16 protein-coding genes, 1 rRNA gene and 1 pseudogene are annotated in these 16,314 nt (G+C 40.3%); 16 read left to right on the top strand and 2 right to left on the bottom strand.

Translation table 11 applies throughout. The features are described from left to right. Positions 1 to 35: 35 nt before the first annotated feature. The 13 genes from G6Q00_RS04935 (at position 36) to fliY (ending at position 12,036) form a co-directional block, all read left to right on the top strand. Positions 36 to 1,217 carry a NifS family cysteine desulfurase gene (locus tag G6Q00_RS04935; RefSeq protein ID WP_163532267.1) on the top strand — a complete coding sequence of 394 codons (1,182 nt, stop codon included), beginning with the start codon at positions 36 to 38 and terminating at the stop codon, positions 1,215 to 1,217. A 9-nt stretch (positions 1,218 to 1,226) separates the two neighbouring features. Then, positions 1,227 to 2,207, top strand: a complete 981-nt coding sequence (locus tag G6Q00_RS04930; protein ID WP_006564382.1) for an iron-sulfur cluster assembly scaffold protein NifU — start codon at positions 1,227 to 1,229, stop codon at positions 2,205 to 2,207. A 76-nt stretch (positions 2,208 to 2,283) separates the two neighbouring features. Continuing rightward, positions 2,284 to 3,084 carry an HpaA family protein gene (locus tag G6Q00_RS04925; protein ID WP_163532266.1) on the top strand — a complete coding sequence of 267 codons (801 nt, stop codon included), beginning with the start codon at positions 2,284 to 2,286 and terminating at the stop codon, positions 3,082 to 3,084. A 93-nt stretch (positions 3,085 to 3,177) separates the two neighbouring features. Continuing rightward, on the top strand, positions 3,178 to 4,818 hold the full coding sequence (locus G6Q00_RS04920) for a methyl-accepting chemotaxis protein (protein ID WP_163532265.1): 1,641 nt from the start codon (positions 3,178 to 3,180) through the stop codon (positions 4,816 to 4,818). Positions 4,819 to 4,875: 57 nt separating this feature from the next. Further along, the gene (gene aroQ, locus G6Q00_RS04915; protein ID WP_163499266.1) at positions 4,876 to 5,367 is read left to right on the top strand and encodes a type II 3-dehydroquinate dehydratase; all 492 of its coding nucleotides are present in this window, start codon (positions 4,876 to 4,878) and stop codon (positions 5,365 to 5,367) included. Continuing rightward, a complete protein-coding gene (locus tag G6Q00_RS04910) occupies positions 5,364 to 6,383 on the top strand; it encodes an aminopeptidase P family protein (protein ID WP_163532264.1) in 1,020 nt (339 codons plus the stop codon). Before aroQ ends, G6Q00_RS04910 begins: the two co-directional genes overlap by 4 nt. A gap of 7 nt (positions 6,384 to 6,390) precedes the next feature. Then, a complete protein-coding gene (gene folK, locus G6Q00_RS04905) occupies positions 6,391 to 6,873 on the top strand; it encodes a 2-amino-4-hydroxy-6-hydroxymethyldihydropteridine diphosphokinase (protein ID WP_163532263.1) in 483 nt (160 codons plus the stop codon). Next, positions 6,870 to 8,201 (top strand): flagellar biosynthesis protein FlhF, encoded by a 1,332-nt coding sequence (gene flhF / locus G6Q00_RS04900; RefSeq protein ID WP_163532262.1) that lies wholly within the window; start codon positions 6,870 to 6,872, stop codon positions 8,199 to 8,201. The genes folK and flhF overlap by 4 nt, the downstream gene beginning before the upstream one ends. Beyond that, positions 8,198 to 9,070, top strand: coding sequence for a P-loop NTPase (locus tag G6Q00_RS04895; RefSeq protein ID WP_006564388.1), 873 nt, complete (start codon positions 8,198 to 8,200; stop codon positions 9,068 to 9,070). Before flhF ends, G6Q00_RS04895 begins: the two co-directional genes overlap by 4 nt. Positions 9,071 to 9,078: 8 nt before the next feature. Continuing rightward, complete coding sequence (locus tag G6Q00_RS04890) at positions 9,079 to 9,390, top strand: hypothetical protein (RefSeq protein WP_163499262.1); 312 nt, start codon at positions 9,079 to 9,081, stop codon at positions 9,388 to 9,390. A gap of 3 nt (positions 9,391 to 9,393) precedes the next feature. Further along, the gene (locus tag G6Q00_RS04885; protein WP_163532261.1) at positions 9,394 to 10,104 is read left to right on the top strand and encodes an RNA polymerase sigma factor FliA; all 711 of its coding nucleotides are present in this window, start codon (positions 9,394 to 9,396) and stop codon (positions 10,102 to 10,104) included. Next, on the top strand, positions 10,097 to 11,158 hold the full coding sequence (gene fliM / locus G6Q00_RS04880; RefSeq protein ID WP_163532260.1) for a flagellar motor switch protein FliM: 1,062 nt from the start codon (positions 10,097 to 10,099) through the stop codon (positions 11,156 to 11,158). Before G6Q00_RS04885 ends, fliM begins: the two co-directional genes overlap by 8 nt. Further along, positions 11,155 to 12,036: a flagellar motor switch protein FliY gene (gene fliY, locus G6Q00_RS04875; RefSeq protein ID WP_163499259.1), complete on the top strand. Its 882-nt coding sequence runs from the start codon at positions 11,155 to 11,157 to the stop codon at positions 12,034 to 12,036. Before fliM ends, fliY begins: the two co-directional genes overlap by 4 nt. A gap of 366 nt (positions 12,037 to 12,402) precedes the next feature. On the opposite strand, the gene G6Q00_RS04870 is transcribed toward fliY, so the two are convergent. Further along, entirely contained in the window at positions 12,403 to 13,536 is a 1,134-nt protein-coding gene (locus G6Q00_RS04870) for a glycerate kinase (RefSeq protein WP_163532259.1), read from the bottom strand. A 226-nt stretch (positions 13,537 to 13,762) separates the two neighbouring features. Between G6Q00_RS04870 and G6Q00_RS04865 the strand changes: the two genes are divergently transcribed. Beyond that, entirely contained in the window at positions 13,763 to 14,404 is a 642-nt protein-coding gene (locus G6Q00_RS04865) for a polysaccharide deacetylase family protein (protein WP_163532258.1), read from the top strand. 345 nt (positions 14,405 to 14,749) lie between these two features. Further along, positions 14,750 to 15,739: a C45 family autoproteolytic acyltransferase/hydolase gene (locus G6Q00_RS04860; protein ID WP_205426517.1), complete on the top strand. Its 990-nt coding sequence runs from the start codon at positions 14,750 to 14,752 to the stop codon at positions 15,737 to 15,739. Between the two features lies 1 nt (position 15,740). Here G6Q00_RS04860 and G6Q00_RS04855 read toward each other — a convergent pair. Then, positions 15,741 to 15,934: pseudogene (locus G6Q00_RS04855) on the bottom strand (BglII/BstYI family type II restriction endonuclease); the annotation flags it as partial. Between the two features lie 299 nt (positions 15,935 to 16,233). Between G6Q00_RS04855 and rrf the strand changes: the two are divergent. Further along, a 5S ribosomal RNA gene (gene rrf, locus G6Q00_RS04850) occupies positions 16,234 to 16,314 on the top strand; the annotation flags it as partial.

Raw genomic sequence — 16,314 nt, 5'->3', positions numbered from 1 at the left:
CTATATTTTTCACCTATTTCACTTAAGGACTTTGTATGCAAGATCATAACCGCATTTATTTAGACAACAACGCCACCACTAAAGTTGATCCTTTAGTACAAGATCTGATGATTCCTTATTTTTCAGAGCATTATGGAAACCCTAATTCTTTGCATAAATTTGGCACAGAAACCCACCCTGAGATCACAAAAGCCCTAGAAAAACTCTACATGGGCATTAATGCCCGCGATGAAGATGACATCATTGTTACCTCTTGTGCTACTGAGAGTAACAACTGGGTTTTAAAATCTGTGTATTTTGACATCTATCTTAAACAGGGCAAGGATCACATCATCACTACAGAGGTTGAGCACCCAGCCGTACGCGCTACTTGTGAATTTTTAGAAAGCTTAGGCATGCGTGTAACTTATCTGCCTATCAATGCACAAGGCAGCATTACAGCTAAACAAGTAGAGGAAGCCATTACAGATAAAACCGCGCTTGTAAGCGTGATGTGGGCTAATAATGAAACCGGTTTGATTTTTCCCATTGAGGCAATTGGGCAAATCTGTAAACAAAGAGGCGTACTCTTCCATAGCGATGCCGTTCAGGCTATTGGTAAAATCCCAGTAGATGTGCAAAAGGCACAAGTGGATTTTCTCTCTTTCTCCGCGCATAAATTCCATGGGCCCAAAGGCATAGGCGGTTTGTATATTAGATCGGGCGTAGAAATCACCCCGCTTTTACACGGGGGCGAGCACATGCGCGGGCGGCGTAGCGGGACGCTTAATGTGCCCTACATTATTGGAATGGGTGAGGCTATGCACTTAGCTTATACGCATTTGGATTATGAAAGAGAGGTTGTAGGGCAACTGCGTAATCGCTTAGAGGATGCGCTTTTGCAAATTAAAGATGTGTTTGTGATTGGCAATCGCATAGAGCGCGTACCTAACACAACACTGATTAGCGTACGCGGGATTGAGGGCGAGGCGATGCTTTGGGATTTAAACCGCGCCGGTATTGCAGCCTCTACGGGGAGTGCATGCGCGAGTGAGGATTTAAGGGCTAATCCGGTAATGGTAGCCATTGGGGCAGATGTAGAATTAGCCCATACAGCGATTCGTTTTTCACTTAGCCGTTTTAACACACCTGAGGAAATTGAGCGCACTATTGAGGTTTTCCAAAAGGCTGTAAAAAGGTTACGCAACATTTCTAGTTCTTATAGCTATAGCAAATAAAGGATAAATATGGCAAAAAACAATCTACTAGGTGGGGCTTTATGGGACGCTTATTCTAAAGAAGTGAGCCGCCGCATGGATAATCCCACACATTTAGGGGTACTTACAGAAGAAGATGCAAAAGCCAGAGGGGCTAAGCTCATTGTAGCAGACTATGGGGCTGAATCATGTGGAGATGCTGTTAGGCTTTATTGGCTCATTGATCCTAAAACAGATACCATTATTGATGCCAAATTTAAAAGCTTTGGGTGTGGTACGGCCATTGCTAGCTCAGATATGATGGTAGAGCTTTGCTTAGGCAAAAGGGTACAAGATGCGGTTAAAATCACTAATTTAGATGTAGAAAAAGGGCTTAGAGATCACCCAGATGTCCCAGCTGTACCGGGGCAAAAAATGCATTGTTCAGTGATGGCTTATGATGTGATCAAACAAGCAGCCGGGCAATATCTGGGCAAAAATCCGGAGGATTTTGAAGATGAAATCATTGTGTGTGAATGTGCGCGGGTGAGTTTGGGCACGATTAAAGAGGTGATTCGGCTCAATGATTTAAAAAGCGTAGAGGAAATCACTAACTACACCAAGGCCGGGGGCTTTTGTAAAAGTTGTGTACAACCCGGAGGGCATGAAAAGCGAGAATATTATTTGGTAGATATTTTAAGAGATGTACGCGCAGAAATGGAGGCAGAGAAACGCAAAGAGGTGGCGCAAAAATCCTTAGAAGGCGATTTGGCTTTCCAAGAAATGACTATGGTACAAAAAGTAAAAGCCATTGATAAAACCATTGATGCCCATGTCCGCCCCATGCTCATGATGGATGGGGGCAATTTAGAGATTTTAGACATCAAAGAGGGCGGGGGATTTGTAGATGTTTATATCCGCTATATGGGGGCTTGTGATGGGTGTGCGAGTGCGGCAAGCGGGACTCTCTTTGCCATTGAAGGAGTCCTTCAAGATCAGCTAGATGAGCATATCCGGGTTTTGCCAATTTAGGGGGTAAAAAAAGGATATTTTTACCTTGTGTGTTGTATAATGCGGGCTTTTTACATCTATTATTTTTGGAGGATTCATGGCATATAAGAAAATTTTGTTAGCAGGTTTAGCCGGAGTACTTTTTTCAGGCTGTGCAATGGATACGGCTAATTCTAATTCTAATTCTAAGAGCCCTAATAGCCCTGCTAAAGCTCAGAAAAAAGCCCAAACAAAGGAAGCAACCCCTAAGGTTTCTGGCAATACTTTATTAGATTTTTCCTACCCTGTTGAAATTCCCCAAGAGCCTTTAACACACCACACCGTAGGCGTCTTATTTCCCCATATCCAAGTAACTGATAATCTTAAACCCTACATTAACCGGTTTGAAAATGCCTTAGCTAATCAAATCAAAGAAATTTTCCAAAAAAGAGGGTATCAAGTGGAGACTTTGGCTAATAGAGATGCGCTTACACCTGAGCAAAAACATAAAATGTGGTCTGTTTCAGATGTGGGGGGCTGGATAGGGATATTAGAAGATGTTAAAATGGATGTGGATAATCCTGAAAAAACAGATACAGACACTATGGTAGATCAAAGCTCGGGTGCAGTGTGGCTTAAATTCTTTGAACCAGAAACAGGGCGGGTTATCCACAATTTTGGGATACAAATAGGTGGCGCACAGGCTGTTTCACATATCTATACTTATAAACCCACTAATTCGGGAGGATTTGCCGGACCCAATGCTGTATCTGAATTTGTACGGGATAAAAATAATGATGATGCGATTCGTAGGATTCTTAATAGGGTGTATAGAATTGTTATGAAACGCTTAGTAGATGAGCTCACAGATAAAAATATCAACCGGTATAGAAATGCCATTGAGCAAATCAAAAAATAGGGTTTTATGTTTTTAAAGTATTTTGCTTTCTTGCTCTCATCTTGGAGATCATTAGCGGTAAAATTGATATTTTAAGAGGAGGGCAACATACTGATGGATAAACTCAGTATTTCTCAAAAGCTTTTTGGGGGATTTGCAGCTACCATGCTTTTAATGGTTGTGCTTGCTTCTGTGGGCGTGGTTAGAATAGGCATTGTGCGCAATATCCTCACAGAATTAACCGATTATAACGCTGTCAAACAACGCTACGCGATTAATATGCGCGGCAGTGTACACGATCGATCTATTGCGATTCGCGATGTTATCCTAGCCCAAGATAGCGCCTATCTTAACCAACAAATCCAATTAATTAACAAACTTAACCAAGACTACCAACAAAATAGAACTAATCTAAAAGAAATGCTTACCCGTTTGAGTAGCCATGCCAGTGAGCATGAACGGTTGCTTGCTAAGGGCATTGATCAGATTGAAGCAATAATTTTACCCCAAATGCAACAAATTATCGCTCTTAAACGCCAAAACAATGAAAAGAGCGCTACTCTAGTTTTACAAAATCATTTAGCGCTTAACTTTACCAAATGGTTAGCAGCTATCAATGCCTTTATTGACTATGAAGAACATGTCAACCAACAACTCACCCCAAAAGCTGTTGCAATCACTAATCATTTTAGTTTTCTCATGCTGGCTATGACTTTGATCATGATTGCTATTGGCATGAGTATTGCCTATTTCATTGCCCGCCATATCAAAGCTTCTTTAGGGGCTGAACCTGTGCAGATTAAAGAAGTGATAGCCACTATTGCAAGGGGTGATCTCTCTAAACCCGTTACTACCCTATTTAAAGGCAGTGCTTTAGATAGCATTAAAGAGATGCAAACTTCTATTACGCATATGATCAAACAAATTAGCCAATCCTCTGATGAAATTTCTCAAAAATCTCTTTCTGTTTCTGATCTATCCGGTGTTTCTAAAGAAAAGACAACTAAACAGGAAAATATGGCCTCAGAACTCATGATTTCCATGCAAGAAGTACAAAAGAGTATCCAGAAAATACAAACCATCGTAGGGCAAACAGAGACTAACTCATTACAAAGCGTGGATTTGAGTGAAAAGGGTAAAAAATCTATGGAGGATATGGCCTCTGGCATGGAGGGCATTAGAGAAGGGGCGGCTTTATCGGCTAATCAAATCCAATCGCTTAATGAACATGTTAAAACTATTGGCAATAGTGCTGAACTCATTCAAGGCATTGCCGATCAAACTAACTTACTTGCGCTTAATGCGGCCATTGAAGCGGCTAGAGCGGGCGAACATGGGCGCGGCTTTGCAGTGGTGGCTGATGAAATCCGTAAATTAGCCGAACACACAGGTGAGGCCACCCAAGAGATTAACCACATTATCCAGTTGATTCAAGAGGAGACTAAAAAGTCAACAACGAGTATGGAAAACATGGTTAATACGATTAAAAAAAGCCAAGAATATGTAGATGGTGCGGTTTTGGCTTTACAAACAATTTATGATAAAGCCACTAATTCTTTAAACAATGTCAAAAATGTCGTATCATATTCTAAGCAACAATTTGATCAAATCGAGCAAGTTGCTACTAAAATCCAAGAGATTGCTAGCATGGCTTCAGAGGTTTCTTCTTCTATGGCAAGTAATGCTAAAGAGATTAGTGCCCTAGAGATCACCGCTACAAACTTACAAAAAATCGTGCGCAATTTTACGCTTTAAAACTTGTAGGCATGGGTTTTATGCTATAATCAAAGCCTTATTTTTAAAGGAGTTAGTATGAAAATCTTAGTGATCCAAGGCCCTAATTTAAACATGCTAGGCCATAGAGACCCTAGACTTTATGGGCCTGTAACTTTGGAGCAAATCCATGAGAAAATGGAGGACTTTGCTAAACAAAATGAACTAGAATTGGAGTTTTTCCAAAGCAATTTTGAGGGCGAGATCATTGATAAAATCCAAGAATGTGTGGGGAGTGATTGTGATGGGATTATTATCAATCCCGGGGCATTTTCCCACACCTCCATTGCTATTGCTGATGCGATCATGCTAGCTGATATGCCCGTTGTTGAGGTACATCTTACTAATATTTTTGCGCGCGAGGATTTCCGTAAAAATACTTATACCGGTGCGGTGAGTGCGGGGGTGGTTACTGGTTTTGGGGCTTTTGGCTACCATGTGGCTATGATTGCGATGATGCAAATTTTTGCTGAAATTAAAGCAATTAAAGAGAGTCAGGCTAACCAACAATCCATTGAAGCTAAGGGGTGATTTTGGCGCATTTTACCACCGATGAGAGTGCCCAATACTTTGCCTGCGCTTACAGTTGTGATCATGCGATCTTTTTACAATTAGAGGATCGGGCATTTTTTATCACCGATGCGCGCTACACTTTAGAAGCACGCCAAAATATTTACAACGCTGAGGTAATAGAGGCTACAGACTTATGGGGTGAAATGCTTAATTTATCTAAGGGGGCTAAAGAGTTATATTTTGATTCAAATCAAATTAGCTTGCAGGTTTATCAGCGCCTAGAGGCTAGTTTGAGCGCTACTAAACTTATTGGTGAGCCAGATTATCACAGAAAACAACGAATCACCAAAAATCCAGATGAAATTGCCCTCATCAAGCGCTCCCAAGAACTCAACAAAGAGGCCTTTGATCACTTTGCGCATTTTTTACAAGATAAGACAAAATGTACAGAACGCTTTTTACAATTCAAAGTCAAGGAATTTTTAACCCGTATAGGGGAGTTTGATCTAAGTTTTGAGCCCATTGTTGCAATTAATGCTAATGCAGCCAAACCCCATGCATTGCCTAGTTTAGACCCATTAGGATATGGGGATTTGCTCTTAGTAGATATGGGGATTAAATATAAGCGCTATTGCTCTGATCGCACCCGTAGCGCTTTTTTTGGTAATGGGTTTAATTTTCATAAAGAGCAGTCTTTTAAAGACAAAGAATTACAAAAGATTTATGATATTGTGCGCAAAGCACAAGAAGATACCATTGAGCGTTTAAGAGCGGGCATGACAGGTAGAGAAATTGATGCAATAGCTAGAGGCGTGATTGAAAAATCAGGTTATGGACAATTCTTTTCTCATAGTACAGGGCATGGCGTTGGTTTAGATATCCATGAATTGCCCTTTATCTCTGCTAAGAGTGAAACCATTATTGAGGAGGGCATGGTTTTTTCTATTGAGCCGGGTATTTATATCCCCGGTCAATATGGCGTGCGGATTGAGGATTTAGTTGTGGTGCAGCATGCAAGGGCTGTAATTCTTTAATGGAGCGATGCGCACTGTGGTGTACTCTGCTTTTTTTCCTAGAAAATGCCAACGAACAGAACGCTTAAAAAATGTAGTGGTGCTAGGGATTGGGAGCAATATGGGCAACTCCCTAAAAATTTTTGAATCGCTATGGCGTTATTTTGCTAAACACAAAGCTTTTTCTTGTTTGCACTCCTCCCCGCTTTATCTTAACCCGCCCTTTGGTTATACAAACCAGCGCGATTTTTACAACGCAACCCTCTCTTTTAGGACTAAATGGGGGATTAACCAACTTTTTGGGCTTCTCTTTTACTTAGAACGCCGTTGGGGTAGATCACGCCAAAGATCTTTTAAAAACGCCCCCAGAACCTTAGATATTGATCTCATTTTTTATAACCATTTGATCTATAAACAACCCTATCTCACCCTCCCCCATCCAGAGTGGGCGCATAGAGAATCCGTACTCATTCCTTTAATTTTACAACGCCTAGCATGGAAAGAGATATGAAACTCTATACTTATAGCGGAGAAACCACAGCAGAGGCGCTTAAACTTGCCCAGAGTGAGCATGGCCATAATGCCTTAGTGGTAAAGGCTAAAGAAATTCGCAAAAAAACCCTAACCCAGCCCGGACTTTATGAGGTGGTGGTGGCAGTGGATCAAGAAGTGCCTAAAAATAACAATGTACAACAAAGGTTAGAAAATATCCGCCAGCCCCCTAAAGAAGATCCACAAGATAGCGTTGCGGTGGAACTTTCAGAGACCATTAAAGAGATGCGCAAATTAGCCGGAGTAGAAAAAGAAGCCTCTGAGGAAAAACAAGAGATATTAAACGCTTCTGAAGGGTTAGCAAAAATCGCACAAGCGAGTTTATTAGATGCTAAAAAGCGTTTAGAAGAAAACCCTAAAAAGCAAGATGAGGCGTTGCACTCTATTAAGGGCGAACTTAATAAGATCAATGATAATTTAAAACTTATCCAAAACATGGTTTGGAGTGAGGAAAAGGAACAAAATTTTATCATTCCCCATGAGTTTGCTGAAATTTACCGTTTGGCTAAGGTAAGTGGCATGGCTAAAGTGCATTTAGATGAGATCATGCGCCTTAGTTTAGAGCTTATGCCGGTTAAAATGCGGGAAAACTCTGTTACGGTGAAGCGCTACTTTAGAGAAGTGTTGCGCAAGATGATTTATTGCCGCCATGAAGGCTTAGATTTAAATTATAAAAAGATTTTGATGTTAGTAGGGCCTACTGGGGTGGGCAAAACCACCACTTTAGCCAAGCTAGCCGCGCGCTATTCTAAAATGCTAGATAAAAAATACAAGGTGGGGATTTTGACTTTAGACACTTACCGTATCGGAGCGGTTGAACAACTGGTGTGGTATGCTAAGAAGATGAAAATTAGCATTGAAACGGTTATGGATACCCAAGATTTTGATAGGGAAATGCAGGCTTTAGAATACTGCGATGTGGTACTCATTGATACCACCGGGCATTCCCAACATGACAGCAAAAAGATTGAAAATTTAAAGAAATTTACAGAAAATGGGTATAAAATTGATACGACTCTAGTTTTGTCTTTAACAACGAAGTATGAGGATTTGAAGGATATTTATCAGGCTTTTAGTCCATTAGAAATTGATAGTTTGATCTTTACTAAATTAGATGAGAGTCGTGGGTTTGGGAATTTATTCTCTTTGGTTTATGAGAGTAAAAAACCCATTAGCTATCTTTCCATTGGGCAGGAAGTGCCGATGGATTTACTCGTAGCTAGTAATGATTATTTGGTAGATTGCATGCTAGATGGATTTATCCATCCGGGTAGGGTGAAAGCATGAAACAAAATCAAGCGAGTGGTCTAGAACATATCATGGAACCGCAAAGTATTTTTAACAAACGAGGCAAGACTAAATTTGTAGCCATCACTAGTGGCAAGGGGGGGGTGGGTAAGTCTACAATTAGCGCTAATTTGGCCTACAGTTTATTTAAAGCTGGTTATAAGGTGGGGGTTTTAGATGCAGATATTGGCCTAGCTAATTTAGATATTATTTTTGGCATTAAAACCACTAAAAATATTTTGCACGCTTTGCGGGGTGAGGCGCATTTTAGCGAGGTGGTTTATCCCATTGAAGAGGGGTTTTATTTAGTGCCCGGAGATAGCGGGGAGGAAATCTTTAAATATGTTAGTCAGGATATTTTAGATAGTTTTGTAGATGAGGAAAATCTATTAGATGATTTAGATTATATGATCATTGATACGGGGGCTGGCATTGGGGAGTTTACTCAGGCGTTTTTGCGGGCTAGCGACTGTGTGGTGGTGATCACCACTTCGGACCCAGCAGCCATTACAGATGCCTACACCACAATTAAAGTTAATTCTAAAACTAAAGATGATGCCTTTGTACTGGTTAATATGGTTGATTCAGCTGAAAAAGGTTTACAAATTTTTGGCGGTATCCAAAGGGTGGCTAAGGAAAATATCCCTAACATGACTTTAAATTACTTGGGCTATATCCAAAATAACAATGCCGTCAAACGATCCATTAAAGATCGCAAACTACTTTGTAAAAGCGAACCCTTTAACGCATTTTCCTTTTCTATGAATCAAATTGTCAAGATTTTAACGATGAAAATAGAACAAGGCGTACTAGAAACCCCTAAGGATAATTTCATTGGGTTTTTCAAGCGTCTATTGCGCTACTTGTGAGGTGAAACATGAAATTAGAAAATTTTGTGAATTTTTCCATTGTGGGGGGGTTTTTCATCGGTTTGATCTTATCGCTTTTAAAATTTGATCAACCCGAGTATGTTTTATTTGGCACTCTTATCTCCACTGTAGGGTTTTATCTCATTATTTTATTCTTTGCTTCTATTTATATGGGGTTTGTTTCTCCGCGTAAAAAACTTTTAAACAAAGCAGATTTGGAGCGTAAATTAGTCTATTTTAATAAAGAATTTGTACAGCGAGAAAGAGAGATTGAAGATCTACTTAACTATGTACGCAACTACGAATACAATGAGGATTAGGGCGTGGGCGATATTTATAAAAAAAGCGCACCTTATGATGCCCATATCCAAAACTCCCAAAATGAATTAGCTATCCAGTATTTACCAGCCGTGCGTTCTATGGCATTTCGTCTTAAAGAGCGCTTGCCTAGTTCTGTAGATTTTAACGATCTAGTTTCTGCCGGGACTGAGGAATTAATCAAACTTTCAAGACGCTATGATGTGGCGCTTAATGATTCGTTTTGGGGTTATGCTAAAACACGGGTGAATGGGGCGATGCTTGATTATTTACGCTCTTTAGATGTGGTGTCGCGCTCCTCGCGTAAACTCATTAAAAATATCGATCATGAAATTTCTAAGTATTACAATGTGCATGGACAAGAACCCGATGATGCGTATTTGGCTGAGGTTTTAGGGGAAGATATTTCTAAGATCCGCGATGCAAAGGTGGCTTCAGATATTTATGTCCATGTGCCCATAGATGAACAATTTAATGTGATTGAACAAGACACGATGACTAAAAAATTAGAATTTGAAGAGCTAGTAGAAGCCACTCAGATGATTTTAAAAACCATGTCTGATCGCGAACAATTAGTGATTCAATTATATTTCTTTGAAGAGCTAAATTTAAGCGAAATTAGAGAAATTCTAGGCATTACAGAATCGCGTATTTCTCAAATCATCAAAGAGGTGATTAAAAAAATCCGTAAATCTCTAGGAGACATGCATGGCTGATATTTTAAGTCAAGAAGAGATCGATGCGCTTTTAGAAGTAGTTGATGAGGGCGATGATGTTAGCACGATACAAAAACGCGAAATTATCCCCCAAAAACAAATTACACTTTATGACTTCAAGCGCCCCAATCGGGTTAGTAAAGAACAGTTGCGCTCTTTTAGAAGTATCCATGACAAAATGGCGCGCAGTCTTTCTAGTCAGGTTTCAGCCATTATGCGCAGTATCGTAGAGATTCAACTACACAGCGTAGATCAAATGACCTATGGGGAATTTTTAATGAGTTTGCCTAGCCCTACTAGCTTTAATGTGTTTTCTATGAAACCGGTAGGGGGCAATGGGGTATTAGAAGTTAATCCTAGTATTGTATTTCCCATGATTGATCGACTCTTAGGGGGTAAGGGGAGTGCTTATGATCAAATGCGCGAATTTAGCGATATTGAGTTAAACCTCTTAGATACGATTTTAAAGCAGGTGATGCAGATTTTAAAAGAAATTTGGAGTCCTGTTACAGAGTTTTACCCAACCATTGATGCTAAAGAGTCAAGCGCTAATGTGGTACAAATCGTGGCACAAAATGAGATTGTGATCATGGTGGTTATGGAAATTGTTATCGGGCATAGCTGTGGCATGATGAACTTGTGTTATCCGGTGATTTCTATTGAGGGGATTTTATCTAAAATGGGTAATCGCGATGTGATGCTTACTGAGACGAGTTCTAAAAAGAGCCGTAATAAAGAGTTGCAGGCTCTAGTTGGGGGGGCTAGTGTAGATGTAGCGGCCTTTTTAGGGGGCGTGCAATTAACTTTAAAGGAAGTTTTAGATTTAGTGGTGGGAGATACGATTCGCTTAAATAAAGTGGCTAATGATGTGGTGGTGGTCAATATTGATAAAAAAGAGCGCTACTTAGCCACTGTTGGGTATAAGGGGTATCGTAAAACTATCCAAATTAAAGAAGTGATTCAAACAGAAAAAGATCGCGTTAAAGAAATCTTAGAAGTGCTAGAAAACCAACGCAAAATCAAAATAGGTAATATCAAGGAGGAAGAAGAATGATTGATGATTTCTTAAAACTCTTCACACAAGAATTTACTTCTACCATTGGTGGTTTACTAGGTAAAGTTCCTGAAGTGGCGCTTAAAAGCGAAATTTCTGTGGGGGATTTTATTTTTGTCAATAACGCTTCAATTAATGTGCATATCGCAGATACTAATTTAACAATCACTCTAGCTATCCCCATTCCTATGGCCACAGCCCTAGCAGATTTAATGGTAGGGGGTGAGGGCAAGAGTAAGGAAACCTTAGAACCAGATGATTTAGATGCGATTAAAGAAATTGGTTCTAATGTATTTGGGGCGCTTACAACGGCTTTAAAATCCCAAGAAGTACTCCCTAAACTAAGTTTTGAGATAGAGGGGGCGGTTTTTGCCCATGATGCCTCTTTACTAGACCCTTATAGCGATGGCTTTGAATTTAGCTTTTCTTTAGATCAGATTCAATCTAGTTTCTTTATTTTTTGTGGCGGGCTTTTTATTGAAACCTTTAAGAAAAAAGAAGCTGTTAAAAATATCTCCAAGCCCATTCAGGGCCCAGCCATGCCAAATATCCCAGTGATCCAGCATAATAATGATCATACAGAGGGTGATCACCCCTTAGAACAGACTGAAATCCGCAACATTAACATGCTTTTAGACATTAAACTCAATGTTAGGGTACGCATTGGGCAAAAAAAGATGATTTTAAAAGATGTTGTTTCTATGGATATTGGCAGTGTAGTAGAGCTTAACCAAATGGTTAATGATCCTTTAGAAATTTTAGTAGATGATAAGGTGATTGCTAAGGGCGAGGTGGTGATTGTAGATGGCAACTTTGGTATCCAGATTACTGAAATTGGAACAAAAAAAGAACGACTAGAACAACTTAAAACAACTTAAAAATAGCCCATGTTTGTTTTTAATCATTTGCTGTAAAAAATCCTATGGGTTTTTGAATGTGTTAATCTTAAACTAAAATCCCTACAGGGGTATAGAGTGAAAACTAAACTCTTCTATGGGGTATAACAAAAATCCCGTACTCTTAAATAAGTTTGTAAAATTTTGTAGGGTTTTATGAGATTTTATAGGTTATAAGAGCGCTAACATCAATCTAGCAAGCCCAAATCTTTAGCAGGTAGGCGCTTTACTAATGTTTGCATGCGTGGCTTTGTCAATCCTCTAAGTTTTTAAAATAAATAATTTTACCACCATAGCCAAATCGCCACAGCCTTGTATTTGTCCTTTATTATGGGTTGTATATCTAATTTAGTTTAACCTTAATCTAAGAAGCCGTACAATATTTTCAGTAGCATTTTGTAAATTAATAGCCCCCTCTTTTAAAGCTTGTTTGAGATCACACACCCCGGGGAGAATCCCAAACATAGCCTGTATTCCATGATCATATAACGCTTCTACTTCTTTGCCTATATTGCCTGCAAAGACTATCACAGGCACTTTAGCCTTTTGTGCCACCAAAGACACCCCTAAGGCAGTTTTACCAAAGAGGGTTTGGCAATCTAAACTCCCCTCGCCTGTAAAGACAAAGTCTGCTCCCTTAATTTTTTCCTCTAATTTTGCGTGTTTAATGATTAGATCAATGCCTCTTTGTAAACAAGCATCTAAAAGCAAAGTCCCCGCCCCAAGCCCACCAGCCGCTCCCGCTCCTGCTACATGGGCTATATCTACCCCTAGTTGCTTTTTAATTATTTGTGCATAATGGCTTAGGGCTGTATCTAGCTCTTTAATCATATCTACACTAGCCCCCTTTTGTGCCCCAAAGATCACAGAAGCCCCTTGCTTGCCTATTAATTCACAATCAACATCACAAGCTACTTCAATAGCCACACTTTTAAGCCGTGGATCTAAGGCGCTTAAATCAAGGTAATTTAAATTTTTCAGCGCCACGCCGCCTTCTTCTAACTCTATACCCTCTTGATTTAAAAAGCGCGCCCCTAAAGCTCTTAACATTCCCGCACCCCCATCATTACTCACACTCCCTCCAAGCCCGATTAAAATATGCTTAACCTTTCTATCTAGGGCATCTTTAATCAACTCGCCCACTCCATAAGAACTTGCTACTAGTGGGTTTCTTTGCTCTCTGCTTACTAAATGAATGCCGCTTGCCTGCGCTATTTCAATCACAGCGCTTTTACCTCCCTCTAAAATCCCATAGCTTGCCTGTATTTTGCGCATAAGAGGATCTCTAACTTCTACTAAAACCCTCTTTGCGCCTCTGCTTTCTAATAAGCTTTCTAAAGTCCCTTCGCCTCCATCAGCCATAGGCACGCGTACGCAATGCGCCTCAGGCATTACCCGTTTAATCCCTTTTTCCATTGCTAAAGCTGCTTCTTTAGCGCTCATGCTTTCTTTAAAAGAGTCCGGAGCTAAAATAAATTTCATGGTTTTTCCTTTAATAAATCATAAGCCAAAACAACAAAAAATGTTCTTATTTACCTTGCGTTGGGGGGGGGGAGTAAAATAGGCAAAAATAAAGGAGAAAACATGGCTTATGGTCAAAAGTCTGGCAAAATCAAATTGCCAAAAGGAAAAACAATAGCGGTGAGTATTGGTTGTGATTTAGACGAGCATCTGGGATGGCTCTTTTAATCTGCTTAGTCCGGCTTATATGAGTCGTGGGGAGTTTGGAGCGGTTGTGGGTACGCCGCGTTTACTTAAACTATTTAAAAAATATAACATCGCCACTACTTGGTGTATTCCAGGGCATACCCTAGATACTTTTAGCGATGTGTTTGACATACCCCCCATAGCTAAAGCTAGGGGATTGACGGGATCATCAAGGCTTGCCCGCTGGCGGGTCTTACAGCCTCTACTCCAAGAGTTGATGCCCCAACTCTATGGCGAACATTATAACATAAAAAACGCCTTAATCCGCTTAGCTAAAGCTAGAGGCTTTACGGCGCAATTGGTAAAGAAATCATTCAGGGCAGAAATAGCTGCCCATGGCTATATCCATGAAAATCCTACAAATGCCACTTTGGAGGAAGAAAAAAAGGTCATGGACATGGCATTAGAGAGCTTTGAGAGGATCAAAGCACCTCGCCCTGTAACTTATCGTTCACCCTACTGGGATTTTAGCCCCAATACCCTAAGTATCTTAGAGGAATACGGGTTTAAATACGATAGCTCGCTAATGGGCAATGATTTACACCCCTATTACCCACGCCCTGTTTCACCCATTCAGACAAAGCTAATGAATTTGGTGAGCCCTCTAAAATTCTTAAATTGCCTATTTCTGGTATTTAGATGATTTTCCCCAAACCGAGTATTTAACAGGAGGACAAGAGGGGCAAAGACCAACGGGGGATATTTTTGATAGGTGGGCAGCTATCTTTGATTATGGAGTCAAACTAGAGGGGGCGTGCTATGTGCTCACAACACACCCACAGACAACAAGAAGAGCCCACATGATTACCATGCTTGAAAAATTGATTGCTTACATGGAGGATAGGGGTGCGTGGTTTGCTACGGCCAAAGAGATAGGCGCAAATTTTGTTGCAGACTAAGGGGTAGCAATGAGTGCGTTATTTCCAAAAGTCATAGCAGAGGGTAGCCCCTATGAGTTAGGCTTTGTGCATGGCAAACAAAAAAGCAGGTGGAATGCAGCATACAAACCTACAAAACCATGTTTTTGGACTATTCTAATATCAAGTGGGAGGATGCTCTAAAATACGCTTCTAGTTTTATCCCAAGCATTAAGGCCTATGATAGCGCCTATTTAGAGGAGATAAAGGGTCTTGCGGAGGGTTCTGGCTTTTTACTAGAGGAAATTTTAGCGCTTAATACTAGAAGTGAGATCGTACTGCAAGGCAAGCAGGTGATAACAGATGGTTGTACAACCTTTGCACTCACACCGGATTTAAGTGCAAGTGGGCGCGTCTTACTGGGACAAAACTGGGATTGGAAAACAAGTATTAAGGACGCGCTTATTTTGTTGCATCTCAAACAAGAGAATAAGCCTAGTATTAGCATGGTTACAGAGGCTGGAATCATTGGTAAAATTGGCTTAAATAGCGCTGGGGTAGGTGTGTGCTTAAATGCTTTGGCAAGTGATGCAAGGATAGAGGGCAAAACCATCCCCTTACACATAGCCTTAAGGGGGATATTAGATAGTTTTACACTTAAGTGTGCTATCCGTGCGGCGACAAGTGTAAATTTGGCTTGTTGTGCGCATTTTATGCTAGCAGATAAAAGAGGAGAGGCTATATCTCTTGAAGTGGGGCCCGCTTGCCATGATGCTTTTTATGCAGATGAGGATTTTCACACCAATCATTTTATTAGCCCAAGACTTAATCATTTTAAAGATACCACGCGCTGTGCCCTGCCTGATACCTATCAAAGGCTGGGGAGAATGAAAAAACTCATCAAAAACTTAAAGCGCAAGGTCAGTATAGAGGACATGCAGAGATTTTTGGGTGATACAATCAGCTACCCTGATAGCATTTGTCGTTTTGATGATCTCAGAGAAGCTGAGGCAAAACGCATGAGCACGGTTTTTAGCATGATTATGGATTTATCTAGAGAAGAGTTTTATTTAGCCCCCGGCACTCCTATCAATACGGCCTATAGTTTGGTGAGATTTTAGATCAAAGTTCTATGCCTATCAAAATCAAAGGTACAGCTAGCGGTGCTGCGCCCTTGATAAAGATTATAAACTTCACTCTCAAAGGTGGCAATCCCACTAGACATCTGTGCACACATCACCTTTGTGGGCATGATCTCAATACCTACATCAATCACATTAGCCACAAAAAGCCATGTGTTTGAAAAAGAGATCATAACCTCTTAGATTGTCTAAGTTAAAGTAAGCTTAAAGTTTTAGCTATTTAGGCTTTTCGTGTAGTGAATGTGGCAAAGTTGCAAAGAAAGCAAAGTTTGCTTTTTGCAAAAGATTAAAGCTTACTCTTTGCAAAGGATTGTTAACTTGCAAGAGCTTTAAGAGGAAAGCTATACTAGTAAAGCTTTACTAAAGGCTGTGCTAGAAAAACTTTGCTTATAAAAAGCTACACTGAAGAGGGCTTTTTGCTAAGAAAGCTTTGTGAAGAAGAAAGCTACACCAAGAAAAAGCTTCGCTTTTTCTCCCGTGTCCCTAGTAGAGAGGAAATACCCAGCTCCATCCCGAACCTGGAAGTCAAGCTCTCTAACGCCGATGATACTGCT

The sequence above is a fragment of the Helicobacter suis genome, from assembly GCF_902196125.1.
Lineage (GTDB): Bacteria > Campylobacterota > Campylobacteria > Campylobacterales > Helicobacteraceae > Helicobacter > Helicobacter suis_B.
The sequence above is the reverse complement of the archived record's forward strand: the minus strand, read 5'-3'. Positions and strand labels throughout refer to the sequence as shown.